Source organism: Thauera aminoaromatica, from assembly GCF_000021765.1.
Lineage (GTDB): Bacteria > Pseudomonadota > Gammaproteobacteria > Burkholderiales > Rhodocyclaceae > Thauera > Thauera aminoaromatica.
The window spans coordinates 4,412,330-4,430,730 of the sequence record NC_011662.2 but is presented as its reverse complement, the minus strand read 5'-3'; the positions used below and the strand labels follow the sequence as shown (position 1 = coordinate 4,430,730).

Genomic DNA, 18,401 nt, shown 5'->3' with positions numbered 1-18,401 from the left:
CCCATCCTCACGTAGCCACAGGGGAGCCCCCATGCTTCGGCTTTCGTTTTTCAGGGCGCGCGAGCATGTCGGAGCGCAGCAGGTGCTGGTTGTCGCACCTGTCGGCGATCGAAGCCGAGGGCATCACCACAAAGACGTACTCCGAGCGTGATGGGCTGTCGCCGCAAGCACGCAACCGGTGGCGCAAGCGCCTATTGGCCGACGGCAGTCGCAGTCGCGCCAAGCTTGCCCTTGGCGGGTTCCTTCTGATCCAGATCGAGCAGGAAGCACGGCATCGGCGCGGGGCATCTGGGACAGTTCACGCTGAAATTGCACACGGTTGATGGCCATGGCACACCTTCCAGCAAGAGCATATATATGCACAGCAGATGCCTGTGGCAGCCGCCCGTGACCTTGGCTGAACATCATTTCTAATTAGGTTTCGCCTTGGGTCGCCGACTGGCCGGGTGGGCGATGTCGCTCGAGGACAGCCTCCAGGCGGAGCACGCCGTCGTCAGCACCGAGGGGGGAGCACGCGCGTATCGATAAGATCATCGAAGAGCGGGGCTGGAGGTGGAAGGTGATGCTCAGGGTGCTCAGTCATACGAGCCTGGAGCACTTGCTGCAGCGCACCAATCTTGTCGCGACCGTCCCTGAAGTGCTTGTTCACCCCAAGGTCCATCCCTTGAACCTCGCATATTCGAAGCATCCAGTCTGGCGACCGCGGCTGTCGATCAACGAGTTCTGACATGCCTGCTTTCATCGCGATCGGGCGCAACTAGTGGTTGCGCAACCTGATCGCCGACCAGTGCGAGCCTCCCGAAATCGACAGCATCACGTGAGCACTCCGCTCGGCCATCGGCGGGATGATCAGTCCGCGCTGGCGGCGCGGGCTGTTCGCCATGTGCACCGGCCGCTAGCCAGCAGGCGAAATCGTCGCGTCTCGGGCCGTATTATTACTTTCAGTCATACCAAGTATCTCAAATAGTCCATTGAGTCCTGGTAATCACCTCCCTAAGCTGTGTTTGTTGGTTTTACGCAGGAATCTCGAGACCAAGGCCGCCTGAGGGCTCATTGACCCTGGCGGTGAAAGTGTCGAGTTCGACTCAATTCTTGCGATGACGAACTGCTGTGCGCAACGGGCGCTGAATTTCGGATGCCCGTTGCGCACGGTGACCCACGACTGGAAGGAGAACTGGAATGACAACGAGTGACTGGAAGATTGCCGTCGTCGGTGCAGGTATCGGTGGCCTGACCCTCGCCCTTGCCCTGCGCCAGCATGGCATCGAAGTTGAACTCTATGAGCAGACGCCGGAGTTGAGGGAGGTCGGTGCGGCCGTGGCGCTGTCGGCTAATGCGACACGCTTTTATGACCGGATCGGCTTGCGGAGCCAGTTCGACGAGGTCTGCTACTCCATCTCGACCCTGATCTACCGCGATGGACGCGACGGCCGTGTCATCGGCCGCCACAGTGGTGAGCCGGACTACGAGGGCCAGTTCGGCGCCCGCTACTGGGGCATTCACCGCGCCGACCTGCAAGCCATCCTGTCGCGCGCCGTCGGCATAGAGCACATTCACCTTGGCAAGCGCGTCAGCAACCTCAAGGATGACGGCAACGAGGTCGTGCTCGAGTTCGAGGACGGCAGCTCCGTGCGTGCTGACCTGGTAATTGGCGGCGACGGCGCGCGTTCCGTCGTGCGCCGCTGGATGCTCGGGTATGACGATGCGCTGTATTCCGGGTGCTCGGGCTTTCGCGGCATTGTCCCGCCGGCGATGCTCGACCTGTTGCCCGATCCCGAGGCCATCCAGTTCTGGATCGGCCCGGGCGCCCATCTGCTGCATTACCCGATCGGCAACGGCGACCAGAACTTCCTGCTGGTCGAGCGCAGCCCCTCGCCGTGGCCGGTGCGCGAGTGGGTGACCGGCGCCGAGCAGGGCGAACAGCTGCAGCGCTTCGCCGACTGGCACCCGGCGGTAGTACAGATGATCAGCGCCGTACCCACCAGCCAGCGCTGGGCCTTGTTCCACCGGCCGCCGCTGGGGCGCTGGACGCGCGGCCGGGTGACCCTGCTCGGCGATGCCGCGCATGCACTGGTGCCGCACCATGGCCAGGGCGCCAACCAGTCCATCGAGGACTCGGTGGTGCTGGCGGCGCAACTCGCCGAAAAGGGCCCGGCACGCTTCGAGCAGGCGCTGGAGGATTACGAGCACCTGCGCCGCGGCCGTACCCGCAAGGTGCAGTTCGCCTCGATCTCGACCGCCGATGTCCTGCACCTGCCCGACGGCCCCGCCGCCGACCTGCGCAATGCCCGCTTCGCGGATCGCGAGGAGATGATGAATCACCTCGGCTGGATCCATGACTTCGATCCGGCCACCCAGATTCCGAGCGAGCGGCAAGGCGGCACCTGGCTGTAAGCGAAGTGCTGTGTTCGCGCGCTCACCCTCGGGTCGGCGCGCGAACGCGGCCCTTGCCGCGCCAGGCGCGCGCTTCAAACCAACAAGAAGAAGAGAGAGGAGACAGGCTGGTTGCTTGCGCAACCGAGCTCTCGACCGCTGCTGCGCTGTCGGCGCGCGGGTCCGTCGCCAGCCGCTCGCTGCGGCGCCGCGAATTGCGGGCCGCACACTCATTCGAGGCGCGTGCAACGGCAGCGAGCCTCTCCGGGCAGCAAGACTTGCCGGCATTCGCGGCCACGGGCGTCGTCCTCCGAGGCGTCGCACCGCCGCGTCCGGCCCGACAGACGAATGGCTCACGAGAGATCGATAAAATGCGTCAGTTAGATGTTCACAAGATCGCCGACGAGGCGAAGTTCAATGGTTTTCATGGCGTCATCCTGGCATGGTGCGCCCTGATCATCATTTTTGACGGCTACGACCTTGCCGTCGCAGGCATTGCGATGCCGGCAATCATGCAGGAGATGGGCGTCAGCGCCACCCAGGCCGGATTCATGGCGAGCTCGGCGTTGTTCGGCATGATGTTCGGCGCCATCTTCCTGGGCACGCTTGCCGACCGCATCGGCCGGCGCCGGGTGATCGCGATCTGCATCGTGCTGTTCAGTGTCTTTACCGCCGCCGCGGGGCTGACCACCGATCCCGTCACATTCGGAGTGCTGCGCTTCATCGCCGGACTCGGCATCGGTGGGGTCATGCCGAACGTGGTTGCAGAGATGAGCGAATACGCCCCGCGCCGCATGCGGGCCACGCTCGTGGCGCTGATGTTCAGCGGCTACGCGGTGGGCGGCATGCTGGCGGCCCTGCTGGGCAAGGCCATGATCGCCAGTTACGGCTGGCAGTCGGTCTTCTACGCGGCGCTGGCGCCGGTCGTCCTCATCCCCTTCATCCTGCGCTCGCTGCCGGAGTCCATGCCCTTCCTGCTGCGCGTCGGTCGCTTCGAGGAACTGAAGGCGATCGTCGCTCGCATCGATCCGAGCTATCGACCGCTCGCGACCGACCGCTTCGCGCTCCCGGCCGAGGATCGCTCGGACAAGGCGCCCGTCCATCATCTGTTCTCCGAGGGCCGTGGCTTCAGCACCGTGATGCTTTGGCTGGCCTTCTTCATGTGCCTGTTCATGATCTACGCCCTGAGTACCTGGCTCACCAAGCTGATGGCCACGGCTGGCTACAGCCTGGGGTCGGCGATGAGCTTCGTCTTGGTACTCAATTTCGGCGCGATCGTCGGCGCCCTGGGTGGAGGCTGGCTTGCCGACCGGTTCAGGATCAAGCGGGTGCTGATCGGCATGTATCTGCTCGCCGCAGCCTCGATCAGCCTGCTCGGCCAGCCGATGCCTGCGCTGTTGCTGTTCATCGTCGTCGGCCTGGCCGGGGCTAGCACCATCGGCACGCAAATCGTGACCAATGCCTTCACGGCACAGTTCTATCCGCTCGCGATCCGCTCCACCGGCTTGGGTTGGGCGCTCGGCATCGGGCGCACCGGTGCCATCCTCGCGCCGATCCTGCTTGGCGTCCTCGTCGGCATGGCCCTGCCCCTGGAACTGAACTTCGTGGCGATCGCGCTACCTGCCCTGTTTGCGGCACTGGCCATCGCACTGGTCGATAATAAGGTGTCCGCATACGAGCACCACGAAGACGTCTCAGCTATTCTTCCGGATAACGCGGAAGCGCTCAGGAAGGCTTGAGGGCGATCTTTACCTGTTGTGGTCGGTTATTGCCCTTCCTGCCAGCATATTCCCCAGTCAACCCTTCATCGCAAAAGGTCTGATCGTCGAGACGCGCTCCGGAGCCCGCTTTTTAAGTATGCCGATCGACATGAAGACCCTGAAAATCCTCTGGCAGCGACTCGTCACGCCGGAAGGCGACACCTGCGAGCGCTGCGGCAGCGCGCACGATGCCATCGTCCAGGTCATGCCCACGCTGCGGGACGTGCTGCGGCCGCTGGGCATCATGCCCGTCCTGGAGACGCGGGAGATCGCGCTCGACGCCTTCAAGGGCATGCCTTCGGAATCGAACCGGATCTGGATCGCCGGGCGCTCGATCGAGGACTGGCTCGACGCGAGCGTCGGCAAGAGCACCTGCTGCTCGGTCTGTGGCGGGGCGGAGTGCCGGACGCTGGAGATCGGCAGCGAGACCTTCGAGGCGATTCCCGAACAACTGATCCTGAAGGCTGCACTGCTGGCCGCGGCCGCATCCCTCGGCGCTGGCGGCGACGAAGGGTCCGGCTGCTGTGTCCAGCAGCCAGGGTGCCGTCCCGGCGCTTGATCAGCGGACGCCCGAAATGCGGCGACCCGACCCGCTCGGCAGGTTTCTCTTTGCCCTCATCAGTCTCCCGTGGCAGCAACGTCTCTTCGTCCTCTGTCCGCGGGGCCACCGGTCTCAATCCGCTCGCCAGGGGTCGATCACGGCCAAGCCCTCGATCTCGGCAAAATCCAGGGTGTTGCGGGTGGCAAGCGCCATCGCGTGCGTCAACGCGATCGCGGCGATCTGGGCATCCTCGACACTGATTGGCTGGCCGCGCCGGGTGCGGCCAGACACGATCCGTGCGTAGTGGCTGGCAGAGACTTCGTCGAACGGAAGGCAACGGCCAGCGAAGTCCTCCTCGAACATGGCCTGTGCTGCCATGCTCAGCCCGGCCTGCCGCTTGCCGGGTGGCATCAGGGCCAGACCCAGCTCGATCTCGGCACGGCTGATGGCGCTGGTATGCAGCTCGTGGGCGGATTGCTGGTCGAGCCAGGCAACGACTTGACCCGATGGCTGTGGGCGCATGAACTCGGAGAGGACATTGGTGTCGAGCAGGATCATGCCCCTGCATCCCAGTCGGGTGGCGTGCGTGGCCGCTGGCGATGCGGTAGCTCGAATTCCGCGCCGGCCACGCCGGCGAAGCGCTCGAGCAAGCGCTGCCCGAGTGGCGAGGGTGTGCTGGTGCGCGAGAGGGCCTCGCGCAGGATGCGCCGTGCCTCTTCTTCCATCGACACCCCATGCTGGGCTGCACGGATGCGCAGCGCCGCTTTGGTGGCATCGTCGACATTACGAATCGTCAGTGCGGCCACGTCGGACTCCGTTTGCATGCAATGAATGCAGTGTCAGCAGTGCGTGCAGCCCTGTCAATCCAGTGCGCTCGGCATGGCGGGGTTCGTTCAGTCCTTTAGAAACCCCTGCAGCAACTCGTTCAGAAACCGCCGACCCTGCAGCGTCGGCCGCAGTTTTCCGTCCGCAGTGTCCAGCAGCCCGCGTTCGCGCGCCCGCGCCAGTTCGTCGGTGATGGCCTCGATCGGCACCCCCGTGCGCGCCGCGAACAGCTTCGCCGGAACGCCCTCGGTGAGCCGCAGCGCGTTCATCATGAACTCGAAGGGCAACTCGGCCACCGACACCTCGCGCGCTTCCTGGATGAAGTCGCTGCGCGCCGCGCCTTCGAGGTAACGCCCCGGGTGCTTGTGGCGCATCTCGCGGCGGATGCCCTCGTGGCTGGAGAGCTTGCCGTGCGCGCCCGGGCCGAGGCCGAGATAGTCGCCGAAGGTCCAGTAGTTGAGGTTGTGCCGGCTCTGCTCGTGCGGGCGGGCGAAGGCGGAGGTCTCGTAGTGCGTGAAGCCGGCGGCGGCGAGGCGGGCCTCGATGGCCTCCTGCATGTCGGCGGCGGTGTCGTCGTCGGGCAGCGGCGGCGGGTCGTGGGCGAAGGGGGTGTTGGGTTCGAGGGTGAGGTGGTAGCACGACAGGTGCTGCACGCCGAAGCCGATCGCGGTCTCCAGGTCGGCGAGCGCCATGTCGAGGGTCTGGCCGGGCAGGGCATACATGAGATCGAGGTTGACGCGCTCGAAGTGGGTGCGCGCGGCCTCGATCGCGCGCCGCGCCTCCTCGCCGCCGTGGATGCGGCCGATCTTCGCCAGCATGGCGTCGTCGAAGCTCTGGATGCCGAGCGACAGGCGATTGACGCCGGCGGCGCGGTAGTCGCGGAAGCGTCCGGCCTCGACCGTGCCCGGGTTGGCCTCGAGCGTGATCTCGGCGAGCGGGTCGAGCGGCAGCAGCATGCGGATGCCGGTGAGCAGGCCGTCGAGCGTGGTCGCGGACATCAGGCTGGGCGTGCCGCCGCCGATGAAGACGCTATGCACCCGCCGGCCCCAGACCTGGGGCAGGGCGTGCTGCAGGTCGGCGAGCACCGCGCCTAGCCAGGCCTGCTCGGGGATGCCGCCCTCGCGTGGGGCGTGGGAGTTGAAGTCGCAGTAGGGGCACTTCTTCACGCACCACGGGAAATGCACGTACAGGGAGAGCGGCGGCGGGGCCTCGAGCTGCGGGCGTTCGGGCAGGGGCAGGGCGCGCGCGGCCCCGGTGGCCGGCGTCAGCGGGATGATGCGGCGGGTGGTCACGGCGGAATCCGTTCCGTTGCGGCTGCGCTGCAGCTCAAAGAGGGTGCTCGGCGAGGCGGTCGAGCAGGTGGCGCATCGCGGCGCCGCGGTGGCTGAGCGTGTTCTTGAGCGCCGAATCCAGCTCGGCGGCGGTCTGCTCCAGTTCGGGAACCCAGAACAGCGGGTCGTAGCCGAAGCCGCCTTCGCCGCGCGCGGCGGGGAGGATCTCGCCGTGCCATTCGCCGTCGGCGATCAGCGGGCGCGGGTCGTCGGCGTGGCGCACCAGCACCACGGCCGAATAGAAATAGGCGCGGCGCTGCGCGGGCTCTGGGAGGTGGGCGAGCCTTTCCAGCAGCAGGGCGTTGTTGCGCGCGTCGGATCTGGGTTCGCCGGCGAAGCGGGCGGAGATGACCCCCGGCGCGCCGCCGAGCGCCTCGACGCACAGGCCGGAGTCGTCGGCGACCGCCGGAAGGCCGGTGGCGGCGGAGGCGTGGCGGGCCTTGGCGAGGGCGTTCTCGACGAAGCTCGGGTGGGGCTCCTCGGCTTCGCCGACGCCGAACACGGACTGCGGGATCACCTCGATGCCGAGCGGGGCGAGCAGGGCCTGCATCTCGGCGGCCTTCTTGGCGTTGTTGCTGGCGAGGACGAGTCGTTTGCTCATGCTTGTTCTCCTGGCGAAGCCTGGCGCGGGCCGGGCTCAGGCCGTGAAGATGGCCGAGCGCACCGCGCCACGCTGCAATTCGAACAGCTGCCGGCCCCCGAGTTCGGCGAGGTCGAGCAGGGCGTCCAGCTCGGCGCGCGAGAACGGGGTGCCCTCGGCCGTGCCCTGGACCTCGATCAGGCCGCCGCCCTCGGTCATCACCACGTTCATGTCGGTGTCGCAGTCGGAGTCCTCGGCGTAGTCGAGGTCGAGCACCGGCACGCCCTGGTGGATGCCGACCGACACCGCGGCGACGAACTCGCGCATCGGATTGTGGGCGAGCTTGCCCGCGGCGACCAGGCCGACCAGCGCGTCATGCACGGCGACGCAGGCGCCGGTGATGGCGGCGGTGCGCGTGCCGCCGTCGGCCTGCAGCACGTCGCAGTCGACGACGATCTGGCGCTCACCGAGCGCGCCGAGGTCGACCACCGCGCGCAGGCTGCGCCCGATCAGGCGCTGGATCTCCTGGGTGCGCCCGCTCTGCTTGCCCTTGGCAGCCTCGCGCGCGCTGCGCGTGTGAGTGGCGCGCGGCAGCATGCCATATTCGGCGGTCACCCAGCCCTGGCCCTTGCCGCGCAGGAAGCCGGGTACCGTCTCCTCGACACTGGCGGTGCACAGCACGCGGGTGGCGCCGAATTCGACCAGCACCGAGCCTTCGGCGTGGCAGGTGAAGCCGCGGGTGAGGCGGACGGCGCGGAGTTGGTCGGGCTGGCGCAGGCTGGGTCGCATCGTGAGGTCCTAGGAGCGGGAGTCGAATTTGTGGATGGCGGCGTTGATCTCGCGGATGGCGCGCTCGATCTCGTCCTCGTCGAGTTCGGCGACGGCCGTCGGACCCGGGCCGGAGAGGTCCAGGCGGGACTCGAAGCCGTCCAGTTCCATGGTGCGGGTGGAGATCGATTCGACGGTCGCGGCGCCGACGGCGTTCTCGTCGTGCCAGCACATCGCCACCATCGACAGGTTGTCGGCGCTGGCGCCGGCCTTGCGCTCGGCGATGTCCATCAGCCGCGGCACCGCCCGGCTGAGCACGCCGGCGGTGAGGTTCACCACCAGGCCGTCGTCGTCGATCGGGCCCCACACGCCGTCCGTGCAGAGCGCGAGCAGGTCGCCGTCGCGCAGCGGGGTGCGCGGAGAATACTCCACCTGCGGGTTGTAATTGCCGCCGAGGCAGGAATAGATGCGGTTGCGCCCGGGGTGGAGGTGGGCCTCCTCCGGCTTGATCACGCCTTGGTCGATCATCAGCTGGGTGCGCGAATGGTCGCGCGTGCGCGTGACCAGGTGGCCGCGACGCAGCAGGTAGAGTCGCGAATCGCCGGCGTGCGCCCAGTACGCCGCGCCGCGCTGGATCACGCACGCGACCAGGGTGGTGCGCGGCGCCTCCGGCAGCTGGCGGTCGAGCGCATGGTCGAGGATGGCGTGGTGGGCGCGTTCGATCGCGCGCGCGAGGAACAGCTGGGGGTCGGGCAGCAGCGGCCGCGCCTCCGCCTGGAAGCGCTCGGCGATGCACTGCACCGCGATCTGCGCCGCCACCTCGCCGTGCAGGTGGCCGCCCATGCCGTCGGCGACCAGCATCAGCAGGGCGTCGCGCGAGTAGCAGTGGGCGATGCGGTCCTGGTTGTCGCGTCGTTTGCCGGGGCGGCTTTCCTGGTAGATGGTGAAGCGCATGGCGGGTCCTCAGCTGCGGCCGATGAAGGAGCGCAGCCGGCTGCCCAAGTCCGAGAACCAGTGTTCCGGACGCTCGGGGGCGTTTTCTTGATGGATCAGCGCCTTCTGCAGCGCATACACGCTGGGCGGGCGCTGCTGCGGGTCGAGGTGAAGGCACCAGTCGACGAGCTCGAGCAGCTGCCGGCTGTAGCGCCCGGCCTGGGTCCTCGCCAGGGGCTGGAGCGTGTCTTCCCGCGCGCGTTCGTCCGCGCGCGGCGGCGGGCTGCCGACGAAGCAGGCGTGCAGGCTCGCACCCACGCTGTAGATGTCGGTCCACGGACCGAGCTGGGCGCCCTTCTCGTATTGTTCCGGCGCGGCGTATCCGGGCGTGTACATCGGCTTGAGCACCGGCTGGTCGCTCATCAGGGTCTGGCGCGCGGCGCCGAAGTCGAGCAGCACCGGGGTGCCGTCGTTGCGCAGGTAGATGTTGGACGGCTTGATGTCGAGGTGCATGAGCTTGTGCGCGTGCACCTCGCGCAGGCCATTGAGCATGCGCGCGAACACCGCGCGGATCAGCATCTCCTTGACCTCGCCGCGGTGCTTGCGGATGTAGTCGTGCAGGGTGCGGCCGCGCTCGAACTGCATGACCATGTACACCGTGCCGTTGGCGCGGAAGAAGTTGAGCACCCGCACCACGTTCGGATGCATCAGCTTGGCGAGCGAGCGGCCTTCCTCGAAGAAGCACTTCATGCCGTAGCGGAAGGCGAGGCGATGCTCCTCGCTGACCTGCGGTTCGGTCTCGCCTTCCTTGCGCAGGGCGAGCGAGTTGGGCAGGTATTCCTTGATCGCCACGGCCATGCCATGCGCGTCGCGCGCGAGATAGACGATCGAGAAGCCGCCCAGCGACAGTTGCCGCTCGATGCGGTACTGGTCGAGCTGAAACCCCGGTGGCAGCGCGCAGTTGGCTTGAGACGGCATCTTCGAGAGCGCTAGAATCGCTGTTTTCGCGGTTTCATTCCTGATCCAGGCGCCCAGTTTATCCGATCGGGCGCGGTCCCCGGAGCGCCCCATGGTCCAGAGCATGACAGGTTTCGCGGTTCAGACGCGAGACCTGGGTAGTGTCAGCCTTCATCTCGAGCTGCGCAGCGTCAACTCGCGCTATCTCGATCTCGGCTTCCGCATCGTCGACGACCTGCGCGCCGCGGAGCCCGCGATCCGCGAGCGCATCTCCGCGCGCCTCGGCCGCGGCAAGGTCGAATGTCGCCTCAACCTGCAGGCCGGCCACGCCGCGCCGCGCAGCATGGCGCTCAACGGCGCGCTGCTCGACCAGCTCGCCGCTGCGCAGGACGGCTTGCGTGCGCGCTTCCCCGACGCCGCGCCGCTGTCGGTCAACGAGCTGCTGCGTTGGCCGGGCATGCTTGCCGACGACAGCCTCGGCTTCGACGAGATGCTGCCGGCGATCGTCGAGCTGACCAACACCGCGCTCGACGAGCTCGTCGCCACCCGCCAGCGCGAGGGCGACAAGCTCGCCGACATGATCCGCGAGCGCGTCGCACGCATGCGCGAGCTCGTCGCCCAGGCGGCCCCGCGCATGCCGGCGGTGGTGCTCGAGTACCAGGAGCGCCTGACCGCCAAGCTGCGCGACGCCGTCGCCAGCCTGGACGAGGACCGCGTCCGCCAGGAGGTCGCGCTCTACGCCCAGCGCATCGACGTGGACGAGGAGCTCACCCGCCTGTCCACCCACCTCGACGAGGTCGAGCGCATCCTGAAGAGCGCCGGCGCCGCCGGCAAGCGGCTCGACTTCCTCATGCAGGAGCTCAACCGCGAGGCCAACACCCTGGCCTCCAAGTCGCCCGCCACCGACATCACCGCGATCGCGATGGAGATGAAGGTGCTGATCGAGCAGATGCGCGAGCAGGTGCAGAACCTCGAGTGAGGAATGACCGCCCCCGGGGAGCGGGGAGGTGGAAGGGCCGGGTGTCGGTCTATCGAGCACGTGCCGTTCGTGGTAACAAGAGGGCCTCCACCCGGCCGCTTCAGGTTTTTTCCGGCTGGCATGGAGATCCTTGTGCGGGCGGGCACGGCAGCGCTGCAATCGCCAGCGCCCGGCAGCCTCCGCGCATGTTTGTCCCCGGATCAGACGGAGAGAAATGATGACTACATCGACATGGAGTGCTTCCGGCGCCGCAGCATTCGCCGCTTGTGTGGCTGCTGCAGCGACACCGGCCTTCGCCGCGGCTCCCGCTGACTGGGCAGCCATCCCGGTGCAGACGGTGACGCTGTTCTATCCCGGGCAGGTCGATTACGGCTGGCTGCGCAGCGCGGAGCACAAGCGTGCCAATGCCAAGGTCAGGGAGGGCGAAGCCTGTCTGTCCTGCCACGAGGGCGAGGAGGCCGAACTCGGCGCCACCCTCGTCAAGGGCGGGCGGCACGAACCGGTCCCGATCGCCGGCAAGCTCGGCGCGGTCGCGCTCCAGGTCCAGGCCGCCCATGACGACGCCAACCTGTACCTGCGCTTCCAGTGGAAGACGCAGATGGCGCGGGCCGGGCAGATGCACGACTACATGATGTACGACGGCGAGAAGTGGGCCTTCATCGGCGGGCCGCGCTCGAAGGAAGCCGTGCGCAGCGGCGCCCAGCCGCCGCTCTACGAGGATCGCCTGTCGGTGATGATCGACGACGGCAAGGTGCCGATGTTCGCCAACCAGGGCTGCTGGCTGACCTGCCACACCGGCATGCGCGACATGCCCGGAGAGCCGACCAAGGAACAGGTCCAGGCCCATCCGCTGATCGGTCAGACGCACAAGGAAAGCGACGTGCGCAAGTATCTGCCGGCCACGCGCACGGACGAGGCGGCGAGCTGGGACAAGACCCGCGCGCCGGAGGAGATCGCCCGCCTCAAGGAGGCGGGCGCCTTCGTCGAGCTGATGCAGTGGCGCGGTCATCGCAGCAATCCGGTGGGCATGGCCGACGATGGCTACGTGCTCGACTATCGCCTCGTCGACGCCGGCAAGGGCCCGTTCGGCTGGAACGTCGACCGCAAGACCATGACGCCGAAGTTCATGTTCGACCCTGCGAAAGTCGGTGTGAAGGCGCTTGCGCTCGCGGATGTCGGCAACGCGTCGAAGCCGCACGCGCTGATCCGGGAAGACAACGCCGTGGCCTACGATCCGGCCGCGGGCTGGAAGAAGGGCGACGTCCTTCCCGGGCGCCTGCTCTCACGCGCCGACGCAAGCGGTTCGGCGGCGGACAATGCCGACGTCCGCGGCGAGTGGGCGGATGGCCAGTGGACGGTGCTGTGGACGCGCAAGCTCGACACCGGGCATGCCGACGACGACAAGGCCCTGAAGCCGGGCGGCGTCGTCAACGTGGGCTTTGCCGTTCATGACGACAACGTCACAACGCGTTTCCATCATGTGTCCTTCCCGCTGACCCTGGGGATCGGCACGAAAGCCACCATCTCCTCGGTCGCGCTCGAGTGAGCGCCTTCCGGCAACGCTTGCGGTTGCAGCACGCTGCCGCCCGCCCGGCGGCTCCCCTCGGCGGCCGTTCTGCTGCGTCGGCCGCCTCCCATCCCTCTGCCGGTGCGCTGCACCGGCCCTGAGACAACGACCATGGCCGGAACCCTTTTCATCGTCACCGCGCCCTCGGGCGCCGGCAAGACCACCCTGGTGCGCGGGCTGCTGCAGCGCGACGCGCGCGTGCAGCTGTCGATCTCCTACACCACGCGCGCGCCGCGCCCCGGCGAGCAGGACGGGCGCGAGTACAACTTCGTCGACGTGCCCACCTTCCGTGCCTTGCGCGACCGCGGCGAGTTCCTCGAATGGGCCGAGGTGCACGGCAACTACTACGCCACCTCGCGCGTGTGGCTCAAGCAGCAGGTCGAGGCCGGGCGCGATACCCTGCTCGAGATCGACTGGCAGGGCGCGCAGCAGGTGCGCAAGCACTTCCCGGACGCGGTCGGGGTCTTCATCCTGCCGCCCTCGATGGATGAACTCGAGGCCCGCCTGCGCGGTCGCAATACCGACAGCGACGAGGTCATCAGCCGCAGGTTGCTCGGCGCGCGCGGGGAAATGCGCCATGTCGCGGAATTCGACTACGTTATAATCAACGACGAAATCGATGCCGCACTCGACGACCTCGTCGCCGTGGTGCGCGCCGCGCGTTTGCGCTGCGCCAAGCAGCACCAGCGGCATCCCGAGTACTTCGCCTTTCTCGAACAGGATTGAACATGGCCCGCATCACCGTAGAAGACTGCCTCAAGAGGATCCCGAACCGCTTCCAGCTCACCCTGGCGGCGACCTATCGTGCCCGCCAGCTCACCGCTGGCGGCACGCCGCAGATCGACGTCGATCCGCTCGACCGGGACAAGCCGACCGTGATCGCGCTGCGCGAGATCGAAGCGGGCAAGGTCGGCCTCGAGATGCTCAACCGCGGCCAGGCCTGAAATCGCCCGGGGGTTGCATGAAAGCCGCCGAAGCAGGCCCAGCCCCCGAAGTCTTCCGCCCGCCGGTGTCGAGCGTGCTCGCGCTCGACTTCCAGCAGCTCAAGACCAAGCTGCAGACCTACCTCCGGCCCGAGGACGTGGGCCGCGTCGAGGCGGCCTACCACTTCTCCGCCGATGCCCACGCCGGCCAGTTCCGCGTCAGCGGCGAGCCCTATGTCAGCCACCCGGTGGCGGTGTGTTCGCTGGTCGCCGACTGGCACCTCGACCCGCAGGCGCTGATCGCCGCGCTCCTCCACGACGTGATGGAGGACACCCACATCACAAAGGCGGAGATCGCCGAGCGCTTCGGCAAGGTCTCCGCCGAACTCGTCGACGGCCTCTCCAAGCTCGACAAGATCGAGTTCCGCTCGCAGGAAGAGGCGCAGGCGGAGAACTTCCGCAAGATGCTGCTGGCGATGGCGAGCGACCTGCGCGTCATCCTCATCAAGCTCGCCGACCGTCTGCACAACATGCGCACGCTGGACCACATGCGTCCGGCCAAGCGCCGCCGCATCGCCAACGAGACGCTCGAGATCTACGCGCCGATCGCCAACCGGCTCGGGCTCAACGACCTCTTCCGCGAGCTGCAGGAGCTGTCCTTCCGCAACAAGTACCCGCTGCGCTTCGAGGTGCTCGCCAAGGCGATCCGCTCGGCGCGCGGCAACCGCCGCGAGGTGGTCGGCAAGATCCTCGCCAGCATCGAGGAGCGCCTGCCGCAGTGGGGCATCGCCGCCGAGGTGCAGGGGCGCGAGAAGCACCTCTACGGCATCTACCGCAAGATGGTCGAGAAGCACCTGTCCTTCTCGCAGGTGCTCGACATCTACGGCTTCCGCGTCATCGTCAAGGACGTGCCGAGCTGCTACCTCGCGCTCGGTGCGTTGCACTCGATGTACAAGCCGGTGCCGGGCAAGTTCAAGGACTATCTGGCCATCCCCAAGGCCAACGGCTACCAGAGCCTGCACACCACCCTGATCGGTCCCTTCGGCATGCCGGTCGAGGTGCAGATCCGCACCCGCGAGATGCACCACATCGCCGAGACCGGCGTGGCCTCGCACTGGCTGTACAAGGAAGACGAGAAGACCCTCACCGAGCTGCAGCAGAAGACGCACTCCTGGCTGCAGTCCCTGCTCGAGCTGCAGTCGGCCTCGGGCGAGGCCACCGAGTTCCTCGAGCACGTCAAGATCGACCTCTTCCCCGGCGAGGTCTACGTGTTCTCGCCCAAGGGCAAGATCTTCTCGATGCCCAAGGGCTCGACCCCGGTCGACTTCGCCTACGCGGTGCATACCGACGTCGGCAATCGCTGCGTTGCCTGCCGCATCAACGGCGACCTGATGCCGCTGCGCAGCGAGCTGCGCAATGGCGACCAGGTCGAGATCATCACCGCGGCCCACGCCAACCCCAACCCGGCCTGGCTGTCCTACGCGCGCACCGGCAAGGCGCGCGCGCAGATCCGCCACTTCATGAAGAACGCGCAGCAGGACGAGTCGGTCACGCTCGGCGAGCGCCTGCTCAACCAGGCGCTGCGCCCGCACGGGCTCACCCTCGGGCAGATCTCCAGCTTCGCCTGGGACCGCTTCCTGCGCGACCGCGGCGTGCGCCACAAGAAGGAGGTCTTCTCCGACCTCGGGCTCGGCAAGCGCCTGCCGGTCATCGTCGCGCGCCGCCTCGCCGAGGCGCAGGACCTCGAGTCCGGTCGCCCGGACGTGGTCAAGCCCAAGCCGGCGGGGGCGATCAGCATCCGCGGCTCGGAAGGTGTGGCGGTGCAGCTCGCGCGCTGCTGCCATCCCATCCCGGGGGACCCGATCATCGGCACCCTGCGCAAGGGCCAGGGCCTCGAAGTCCACACCCACGACTGCCCCAACGTGGCCAAGCTGCGCGGCGACCGCGGGCGCTGGGTGGATGTCGAGTGGGAGCACATGGTCGACGACCGCCTGTTCGACGTCGGCATCCGCGTGCTCAGCCACAACGCCTGCGGCGTGCTGGCGCGGGTGGCGAGTGCGATCGCCGAGGAGGACAGCAACATCCAGAGCGTCAGCATGGATGGCGGACAGGGCGAATACACCGCGCTCAACTTCACCGTGCAGGTGCACGACCGCATGCACCTGGCGCGCGTGATGCGCGGCGTGCGCAGGGTGCAGGAAGTGGTGCGCATCGGACGCGTCAAGGCCGACGGCCGCGTCGGCTGAGGACCCCGCCGTCCGCCGACGCTGCTAGAATGCGCGCCGACCGCGACGCCTCTGTGGCGCCGCACGTGAACCCACGGGGGACCCGACATGGCGATGTACGAATCCGATCACACCAAGTTCATGCGCGAGTGGATGGAGAAGCACCCGGAGCAGCGCGACGAGCAGAAAGAGGGCCGTGCCCTGTGGTGGGACAAGCCGCAGAGCGTCGAGGAGCAGAAGCGCGTCGCCGCCGCCCGCGTGCCGGTCAAGCCCTACTACTACGACATCAACAACTGATCCGGCATGACGCGCCGGGGGTGACGCGGCTGTGCTCGCGCCGCCGCCCGCTCCGGCCGCGGCGCCTCGTCCCTCCGTTGCAAGCTCGCCTCCGGCATCGCGTCAGGCCGACATGAGCCTGCCGAGTCGTCTCGCCTTCATCGATGTCGAGAGCACCGGCGCGCACCCGGTGCGCGACCGCATCACCGAGATCGCCATCCTGCGCGTCGAGGACGGCGAGGTCGTCGCGCGCTGGGAGAGTCTGGTCGCGCCCGGCCAGCCCATCCCGCCGCTGATCGAGGAGGTCACCGGCATCTCCGACGCCATGGTGGCCGAGGCGCCCGCCTTCGAGGTGTTGGCCGATACGGTCGCCGCGCTGCTCGAGGGCTGCGTCTTCGTCGCCCACAGCGCGCGCTTCGACTACGGCTTCATCCGCAACGCCTTCACCCGCATCGGTCGCGAGTTCGAGGCGCCGGTGCTGTGCACCGTCAAGCTGTCGCGCGCCCTCTACCCCGAACACCACCGCCATGGACTGGATGCGCTGATCGAGCGCCACGGCCTCGTCTGCGCCGCGCGCCACCGCGCGATGGGCGACGTCGAGGTGTTGTGGCAGTTCGTGCGCGGGCTGGAGGCCGGCTTCGCGCCCGAGGTGCTGGCGCGCGCAGCCGCACGCGCGATGAAGGCGCCGACGCAGCCGCCCGGCTTGCCCGAAGGCATGCTCGAGGCCCTGCCCGACGCCCCCGGGCTCTATCTTTTCCACGCCCAGCCCGAGCCACCGCCTGCGGGCGCGCGCGACCCGGCACTCTTCGTCGGGCGCGCGCAGAGTCTGCGCGCGCGGGTGCGCGAGCATTTCGGCGCGGGTGCGCGCAAGGGGCGCGACGCCGAGCTGGCGGCGCGGGTGAAGCGGGTGGAGTGGATCGAGACCGCCGGCGAGCTCGACACCTCGCTGCGCGAGAACGCCCTGCTGCGTGCGCTGGCACCGCCGTACAACCGTCCGCAGGAGCCCGCCGAGGCCGCCTTCGCGCTGCGCCTGCTGCCCAGGCGGCGGCGCGCGCCGATCTACGAGACGGTGGCGATCGCCGGCACCGACCCGGCGGACTGGCACGACCTCCATGGCGTGTTCCGCAACCGCCGCGAGGCGGACAACCTGCTGCGCGAGCTGGCGCTGTTGTACCGGCTGTGCCCGCGCCGGCTCGGCCTCGAGGGCGGCAGCGGCCCCTGCACCGCGCACGCCGCACGGCGCTGCGCGGGCGTGTGCGCGCGGCGCGAGACCCCCGAGGAGCACGACGCCCGCCTCGCCGGCGCGCTCGCCGGGGTGGGCGTCAAGCCCTGGCCGTGGGCGGGGCCGGTGGCGGTGGAAGAGGTGCGCGCGCACGGCCCGCACCGGCTGCAGGTGTTCGACCGCTGGTGCCACCTGGGCAGCGCGCAGGACGAGGCCGGCGCGCTCGCCCTCGCCGCGGCGCCGCGCGCCTTCGACGCCGACGTCTGGCGCATCCTCGCGCGCTGGCTGGCGGTGCCGGCCCATCTCGCGCAGGTGCGCGTGCTCGCCGCGCAGGCGGGCGAAGGGGAGCGGGGCGGTTAAGCGGCGCAGGCTGCCGCGGTGGTGCCGGCCACGAACGATGCGCCGGACGCGGCCTAGTGCGCCGCGCAGTCGCGCAGCTGCGACAGCTTGCTGAGCACCATGCCGCGGCGGCCGCGCGGCTGGATCATGCCGTCGCGGGTGAGCTGCGAGAGGATGCGCGACAGCGTTTCCGGGGTCAGGTTGAGCTGCGCGGCGATGGTCTGCTTGTCGATGTCGAGGCGGATCTCGCAGCGCTCGGCATCTTCCGGCGCGAGCCGGGTCAGGTAGTGGGCGACGCGCTGCGTGCCGCTGAGCTGGAACTGAACCTGCATGGTCGACATCAGATCGTAGCTGGCTTCCGCGAGCCGGTTGCTCATCGACACCGAAAAGGCGGTCGAGCTCACCATCGCGGTGCGCAGCGCGGCGGTCGGCACCAGCAGCAGCTCGCTCGTTCCGATCGCCTGGGCGTTGGCCACGTGTGGGCGGTTGATCAGCGCGGCCTCCTCGCCGAAGAAGCTGCCGGGCTCGGCGAGGCGGACGATCTTCTCGCCGCCCGAGGGCGAGAGGACGAAGCATTTGACTCTTCCGTCGAGCACCAGGTAGATACCGCGCGGACAGTCCTCCTGCTGCACGAGGAGTTCGCCGCGGACGGCGTGGATCGGCCGCGCGGCGGCGAGCACGCGCTCGCGGGCGCAAGGGTCGAGCATGTCGAAGGGAGCGAAGCGGGCGAGCAGGTCGCTGGCGTCGGGGGCGAGGGAGGGGGGCCTGCAGCTCATGCGGATCTCCTGCGGACGTCGGCGTG

At 68.3% G+C, this 18,401-nt stretch carries 19 protein-coding genes; 11 read left to right on the top strand and 8 right to left on the bottom strand.

The window, feature by feature from the left end:
- Nucleotides 1-65: 65 nt before the first annotated feature.
- The 4 genes from TMZ1T_RS20780 to TMZ1T_RS19520 all read left to right on the top strand — a co-directional run bounded on the left by TMZ1T_RS20780 (nucleotide 66) and on the right by TMZ1T_RS19520 (nucleotide 4,692).
- Entirely contained in the window at nucleotides 66-323 is a 258-nt protein-coding gene (locus tag TMZ1T_RS20780) for a hypothetical protein (protein WP_012586294.1), read from the top strand.
- 856 nt (nucleotides 324-1,179) lie between these two features.
- Nucleotides 1,180-2,394 (top strand): FAD-dependent monooxygenase, encoded by a 1,215-nt coding sequence (locus TMZ1T_RS19530; RefSeq protein ID WP_004301092.1) that lies wholly within the window; start codon nucleotides 1,180-1,182, stop codon nucleotides 2,392-2,394.
- Nucleotides 2,395-2,447: 53 nt separating this feature from the next.
- A complete protein-coding gene (locus TMZ1T_RS19525) occupies nucleotides 2,448-4,112 on the top strand; it encodes an MFS transporter (RefSeq protein ID WP_315968368.1) in 1,665 nt (554 codons plus the stop codon).
- A 130-nt stretch (nucleotides 4,113-4,242) separates the two neighbouring features.
- The gene (locus tag TMZ1T_RS19520) at nucleotides 4,243-4,692 is read left to right on the top strand and encodes a DUF2703 domain-containing protein (protein ID WP_245537140.1); all 450 of its coding nucleotides are present in this window, start codon (nucleotides 4,243-4,245) and stop codon (nucleotides 4,690-4,692) included.
- 114 nt (nucleotides 4,693-4,806) lie between these two features.
- Here TMZ1T_RS19520 and TMZ1T_RS19515 read toward each other — a convergent pair whose 3' ends face one another.
- The 7 genes from TMZ1T_RS19515 to TMZ1T_RS19485 form a co-directional block, all read right to left on the bottom strand.
- Complete coding sequence (locus TMZ1T_RS19515; protein ID WP_004301098.1) at nucleotides 4,807-5,232, bottom strand: type II toxin-antitoxin system VapC family toxin; 426 nt, start codon at nucleotides 5,230-5,232, stop codon at nucleotides 4,807-4,809.
- Entirely contained in the window at nucleotides 5,229-5,480 is a 252-nt protein-coding gene (locus TMZ1T_RS19510) for a FitA-like ribbon-helix-helix domain-containing protein (protein WP_231570724.1), read from the bottom strand. The genes TMZ1T_RS19515 and TMZ1T_RS19510 overlap by 4 nt, the downstream gene beginning before the upstream one ends.
- An 87-nt stretch (nucleotides 5,481-5,567) precedes the next feature.
- Entirely contained in the window at nucleotides 5,568-6,791 is a 1,224-nt protein-coding gene (hemW, locus tag TMZ1T_RS19505; protein WP_004301102.1) for a radical SAM family heme chaperone HemW, read from the bottom strand.
- Nucleotides 6,792-6,825: 34 nt separating this feature from the next.
- Nucleotides 6,826-7,431 (bottom strand): RdgB/HAM1 family non-canonical purine NTP pyrophosphatase, encoded by a 606-nt coding sequence (rdgB, locus tag TMZ1T_RS19500; RefSeq protein WP_004301104.1) that lies wholly within the window; start codon nucleotides 7,429-7,431, stop codon nucleotides 6,826-6,828.
- 36 nt (nucleotides 7,432-7,467) lie between these two features.
- The gene (rph, locus tag TMZ1T_RS19495) at nucleotides 7,468-8,199 is read right to left on the bottom strand and encodes a ribonuclease PH (protein ID WP_012586293.1); all 732 of its coding nucleotides are present in this window, start codon (nucleotides 8,197-8,199) and stop codon (nucleotides 7,468-7,470) included.
- Between the two features lie 9 nt (nucleotides 8,200-8,208).
- Nucleotides 8,209-9,132 carry a PP2C family protein-serine/threonine phosphatase gene (locus TMZ1T_RS19490; protein WP_012586292.1) on the bottom strand — a complete coding sequence of 308 codons (924 nt, stop codon included), beginning with the start codon at nucleotides 9,130-9,132 and terminating at the stop codon, nucleotides 8,209-8,211.
- 9 nt (nucleotides 9,133-9,141) lie between these two features.
- Nucleotides 9,142-10,089 (bottom strand): serine/threonine protein kinase, encoded by a 948-nt coding sequence (locus TMZ1T_RS19485; RefSeq protein ID WP_012586291.1) that lies wholly within the window; start codon nucleotides 10,087-10,089, stop codon nucleotides 9,142-9,144.
- A 91-nt stretch (nucleotides 10,090-10,180) separates the two neighbouring features.
- On the opposite strand from TMZ1T_RS19485, the gene TMZ1T_RS19480 reads away from it, so the two are divergent.
- The 7 genes from TMZ1T_RS19480 (at nucleotide 10,181) to TMZ1T_RS19450 (ending at nucleotide 17,620) form a co-directional block, all read left to right on the top strand.
- Entirely contained in the window at nucleotides 10,181-11,047 is an 867-nt protein-coding gene (locus tag TMZ1T_RS19480) for a YicC/YloC family endoribonuclease (protein ID WP_012586290.1), read from the top strand.
- Between the two features lie 217 nt (nucleotides 11,048-11,264).
- Nucleotides 11,265-12,593 (top strand): ethylbenzene dehydrogenase-related protein, encoded by a 1,329-nt coding sequence (locus tag TMZ1T_RS19475; RefSeq protein WP_012586289.1) that lies wholly within the window; start codon nucleotides 11,265-11,267, stop codon nucleotides 12,591-12,593.
- Nucleotides 12,594-12,725: 132 nt separating this feature from the next.
- Nucleotides 12,726-13,340, top strand: coding sequence for a guanylate kinase (gene gmk, locus TMZ1T_RS19470; protein ID WP_012586288.1), 615 nt, complete (start codon nucleotides 12,726-12,728; stop codon nucleotides 13,338-13,340).
- A 2-nt stretch (nucleotides 13,341-13,342) separates the two neighbouring features.
- Nucleotides 13,343-13,558: a DNA-directed RNA polymerase subunit omega gene (rpoZ, locus tag TMZ1T_RS19465; RefSeq protein WP_004301130.1), complete on the top strand. Its 216-nt coding sequence runs from the start codon at nucleotides 13,343-13,345 to the stop codon at nucleotides 13,556-13,558.
- A 17-nt stretch (nucleotides 13,559-13,575) separates the two neighbouring features.
- Complete coding sequence (locus TMZ1T_RS19460; protein WP_004301131.1) at nucleotides 13,576-15,783, top strand: RelA/SpoT family protein; 2,208 nt, start codon at nucleotides 13,576-13,578, stop codon at nucleotides 15,781-15,783.
- An 87-nt stretch (nucleotides 15,784-15,870) separates the two neighbouring features.
- Nucleotides 15,871-16,059 (top strand): DUF3460 family protein, encoded by a 189-nt coding sequence (locus TMZ1T_RS19455; RefSeq protein ID WP_004301132.1) that lies wholly within the window; start codon nucleotides 15,871-15,873, stop codon nucleotides 16,057-16,059.
- Between the two features lie 112 nt (nucleotides 16,060-16,171).
- Nucleotides 16,172-17,620, top strand: coding sequence for an exonuclease domain-containing protein (locus tag TMZ1T_RS19450; protein WP_012586287.1), 1,449 nt, complete (start codon nucleotides 16,172-16,174; stop codon nucleotides 17,618-17,620).
- A gap of 53 nt (nucleotides 17,621-17,673) precedes the next feature.
- On the opposite strand, the gene TMZ1T_RS19445 is transcribed toward TMZ1T_RS19450, so the two are convergent.
- A complete protein-coding gene (locus tag TMZ1T_RS19445) occupies nucleotides 17,674-18,375 on the bottom strand; it encodes a Crp/Fnr family transcriptional regulator (RefSeq protein ID WP_012586286.1) in 702 nt (233 codons plus the stop codon).
- Nucleotides 18,376-18,401 lie beyond the last annotated feature (26 nt).

Coding starts and splice junctions, on each gene's coding strand:
- TMZ1T_RS20780 (WP_012586294.1), top strand. CDS start 66: ATGTCGGAGCGCAGCAGGTGCTGGTTGTCGCACCTGTCGGCGATCGAA.
- rph (WP_012586293.1), bottom strand. CDS start 8,199: ATGCGACCCAGCCTGCGCCAGCCCGACCAACTCCGCGCCGTCCGCCTC.
- rpoZ (WP_004301130.1), top strand. CDS start 13,343: ATGGCCCGCATCACCGTAGAAGACTGCCTCAAGAGGATCCCGAACCGC.
- rdgB (WP_004301104.1), bottom strand. CDS start 7,431: ATGAGCAAACGACTCGTCCTCGCCAGCAACAACGCCAAGAAGGCCGCC.
- TMZ1T_RS19455 (WP_004301132.1), top strand. CDS start 15,871: ATGGCGATGTACGAATCCGATCACACCAAGTTCATGCGCGAGTGGATG.
- TMZ1T_RS19480 (WP_012586290.1), top strand. CDS start 10,181: ATGGTCCAGAGCATGACAGGTTTCGCGGTTCAGACGCGAGACCTGGGT.
- gmk (WP_012586288.1), top strand. CDS start 12,726: ATGGCCGGAACCCTTTTCATCGTCACCGCGCCCTCGGGCGCCGGCAAG.
- TMZ1T_RS19450 (WP_012586287.1), top strand. CDS start 16,172: ATGAGCCTGCCGAGTCGTCTCGCCTTCATCGATGTCGAGAGCACCGGC.
- TMZ1T_RS19490 (WP_012586292.1), bottom strand. CDS start 9,132: ATGCGCTTCACCATCTACCAGGAAAGCCGCCCCGGCAAACGACGCGAC.
- TMZ1T_RS19520 (WP_245537140.1), top strand. CDS start 4,243: ATGAAGACCCTGAAAATCCTCTGGCAGCGACTCGTCACGCCGGAAGGC.
- TMZ1T_RS19515 (WP_004301098.1), bottom strand. CDS start 5,232: ATGATCCTGCTCGACACCAATGTCCTCTCCGAGTTCATGCGCCCACAG.
- TMZ1T_RS19485 (WP_012586291.1), bottom strand. CDS start 10,089: ATGCCGTCTCAAGCCAACTGCGCGCTGCCACCGGGGTTTCAGCTCGAC.
- TMZ1T_RS19445 (WP_012586286.1), bottom strand. CDS start 18,375: ATGAGCTGCAGGCCCCCCTCCCTCGCCCCCGACGCCAGCGACCTGCTC.
- TMZ1T_RS19530 (WP_004301092.1), top strand. CDS start 1,180: ATGACAACGAGTGACTGGAAGATTGCCGTCGTCGGTGCAGGTATCGGT.
- TMZ1T_RS19460 (WP_004301131.1), top strand. CDS start 13,576: ATGAAAGCCGCCGAAGCAGGCCCAGCCCCCGAAGTCTTCCGCCCGCCG.
- TMZ1T_RS19475 (WP_012586289.1), top strand. CDS start 11,265: ATGACTACATCGACATGGAGTGCTTCCGGCGCCGCAGCATTCGCCGCT.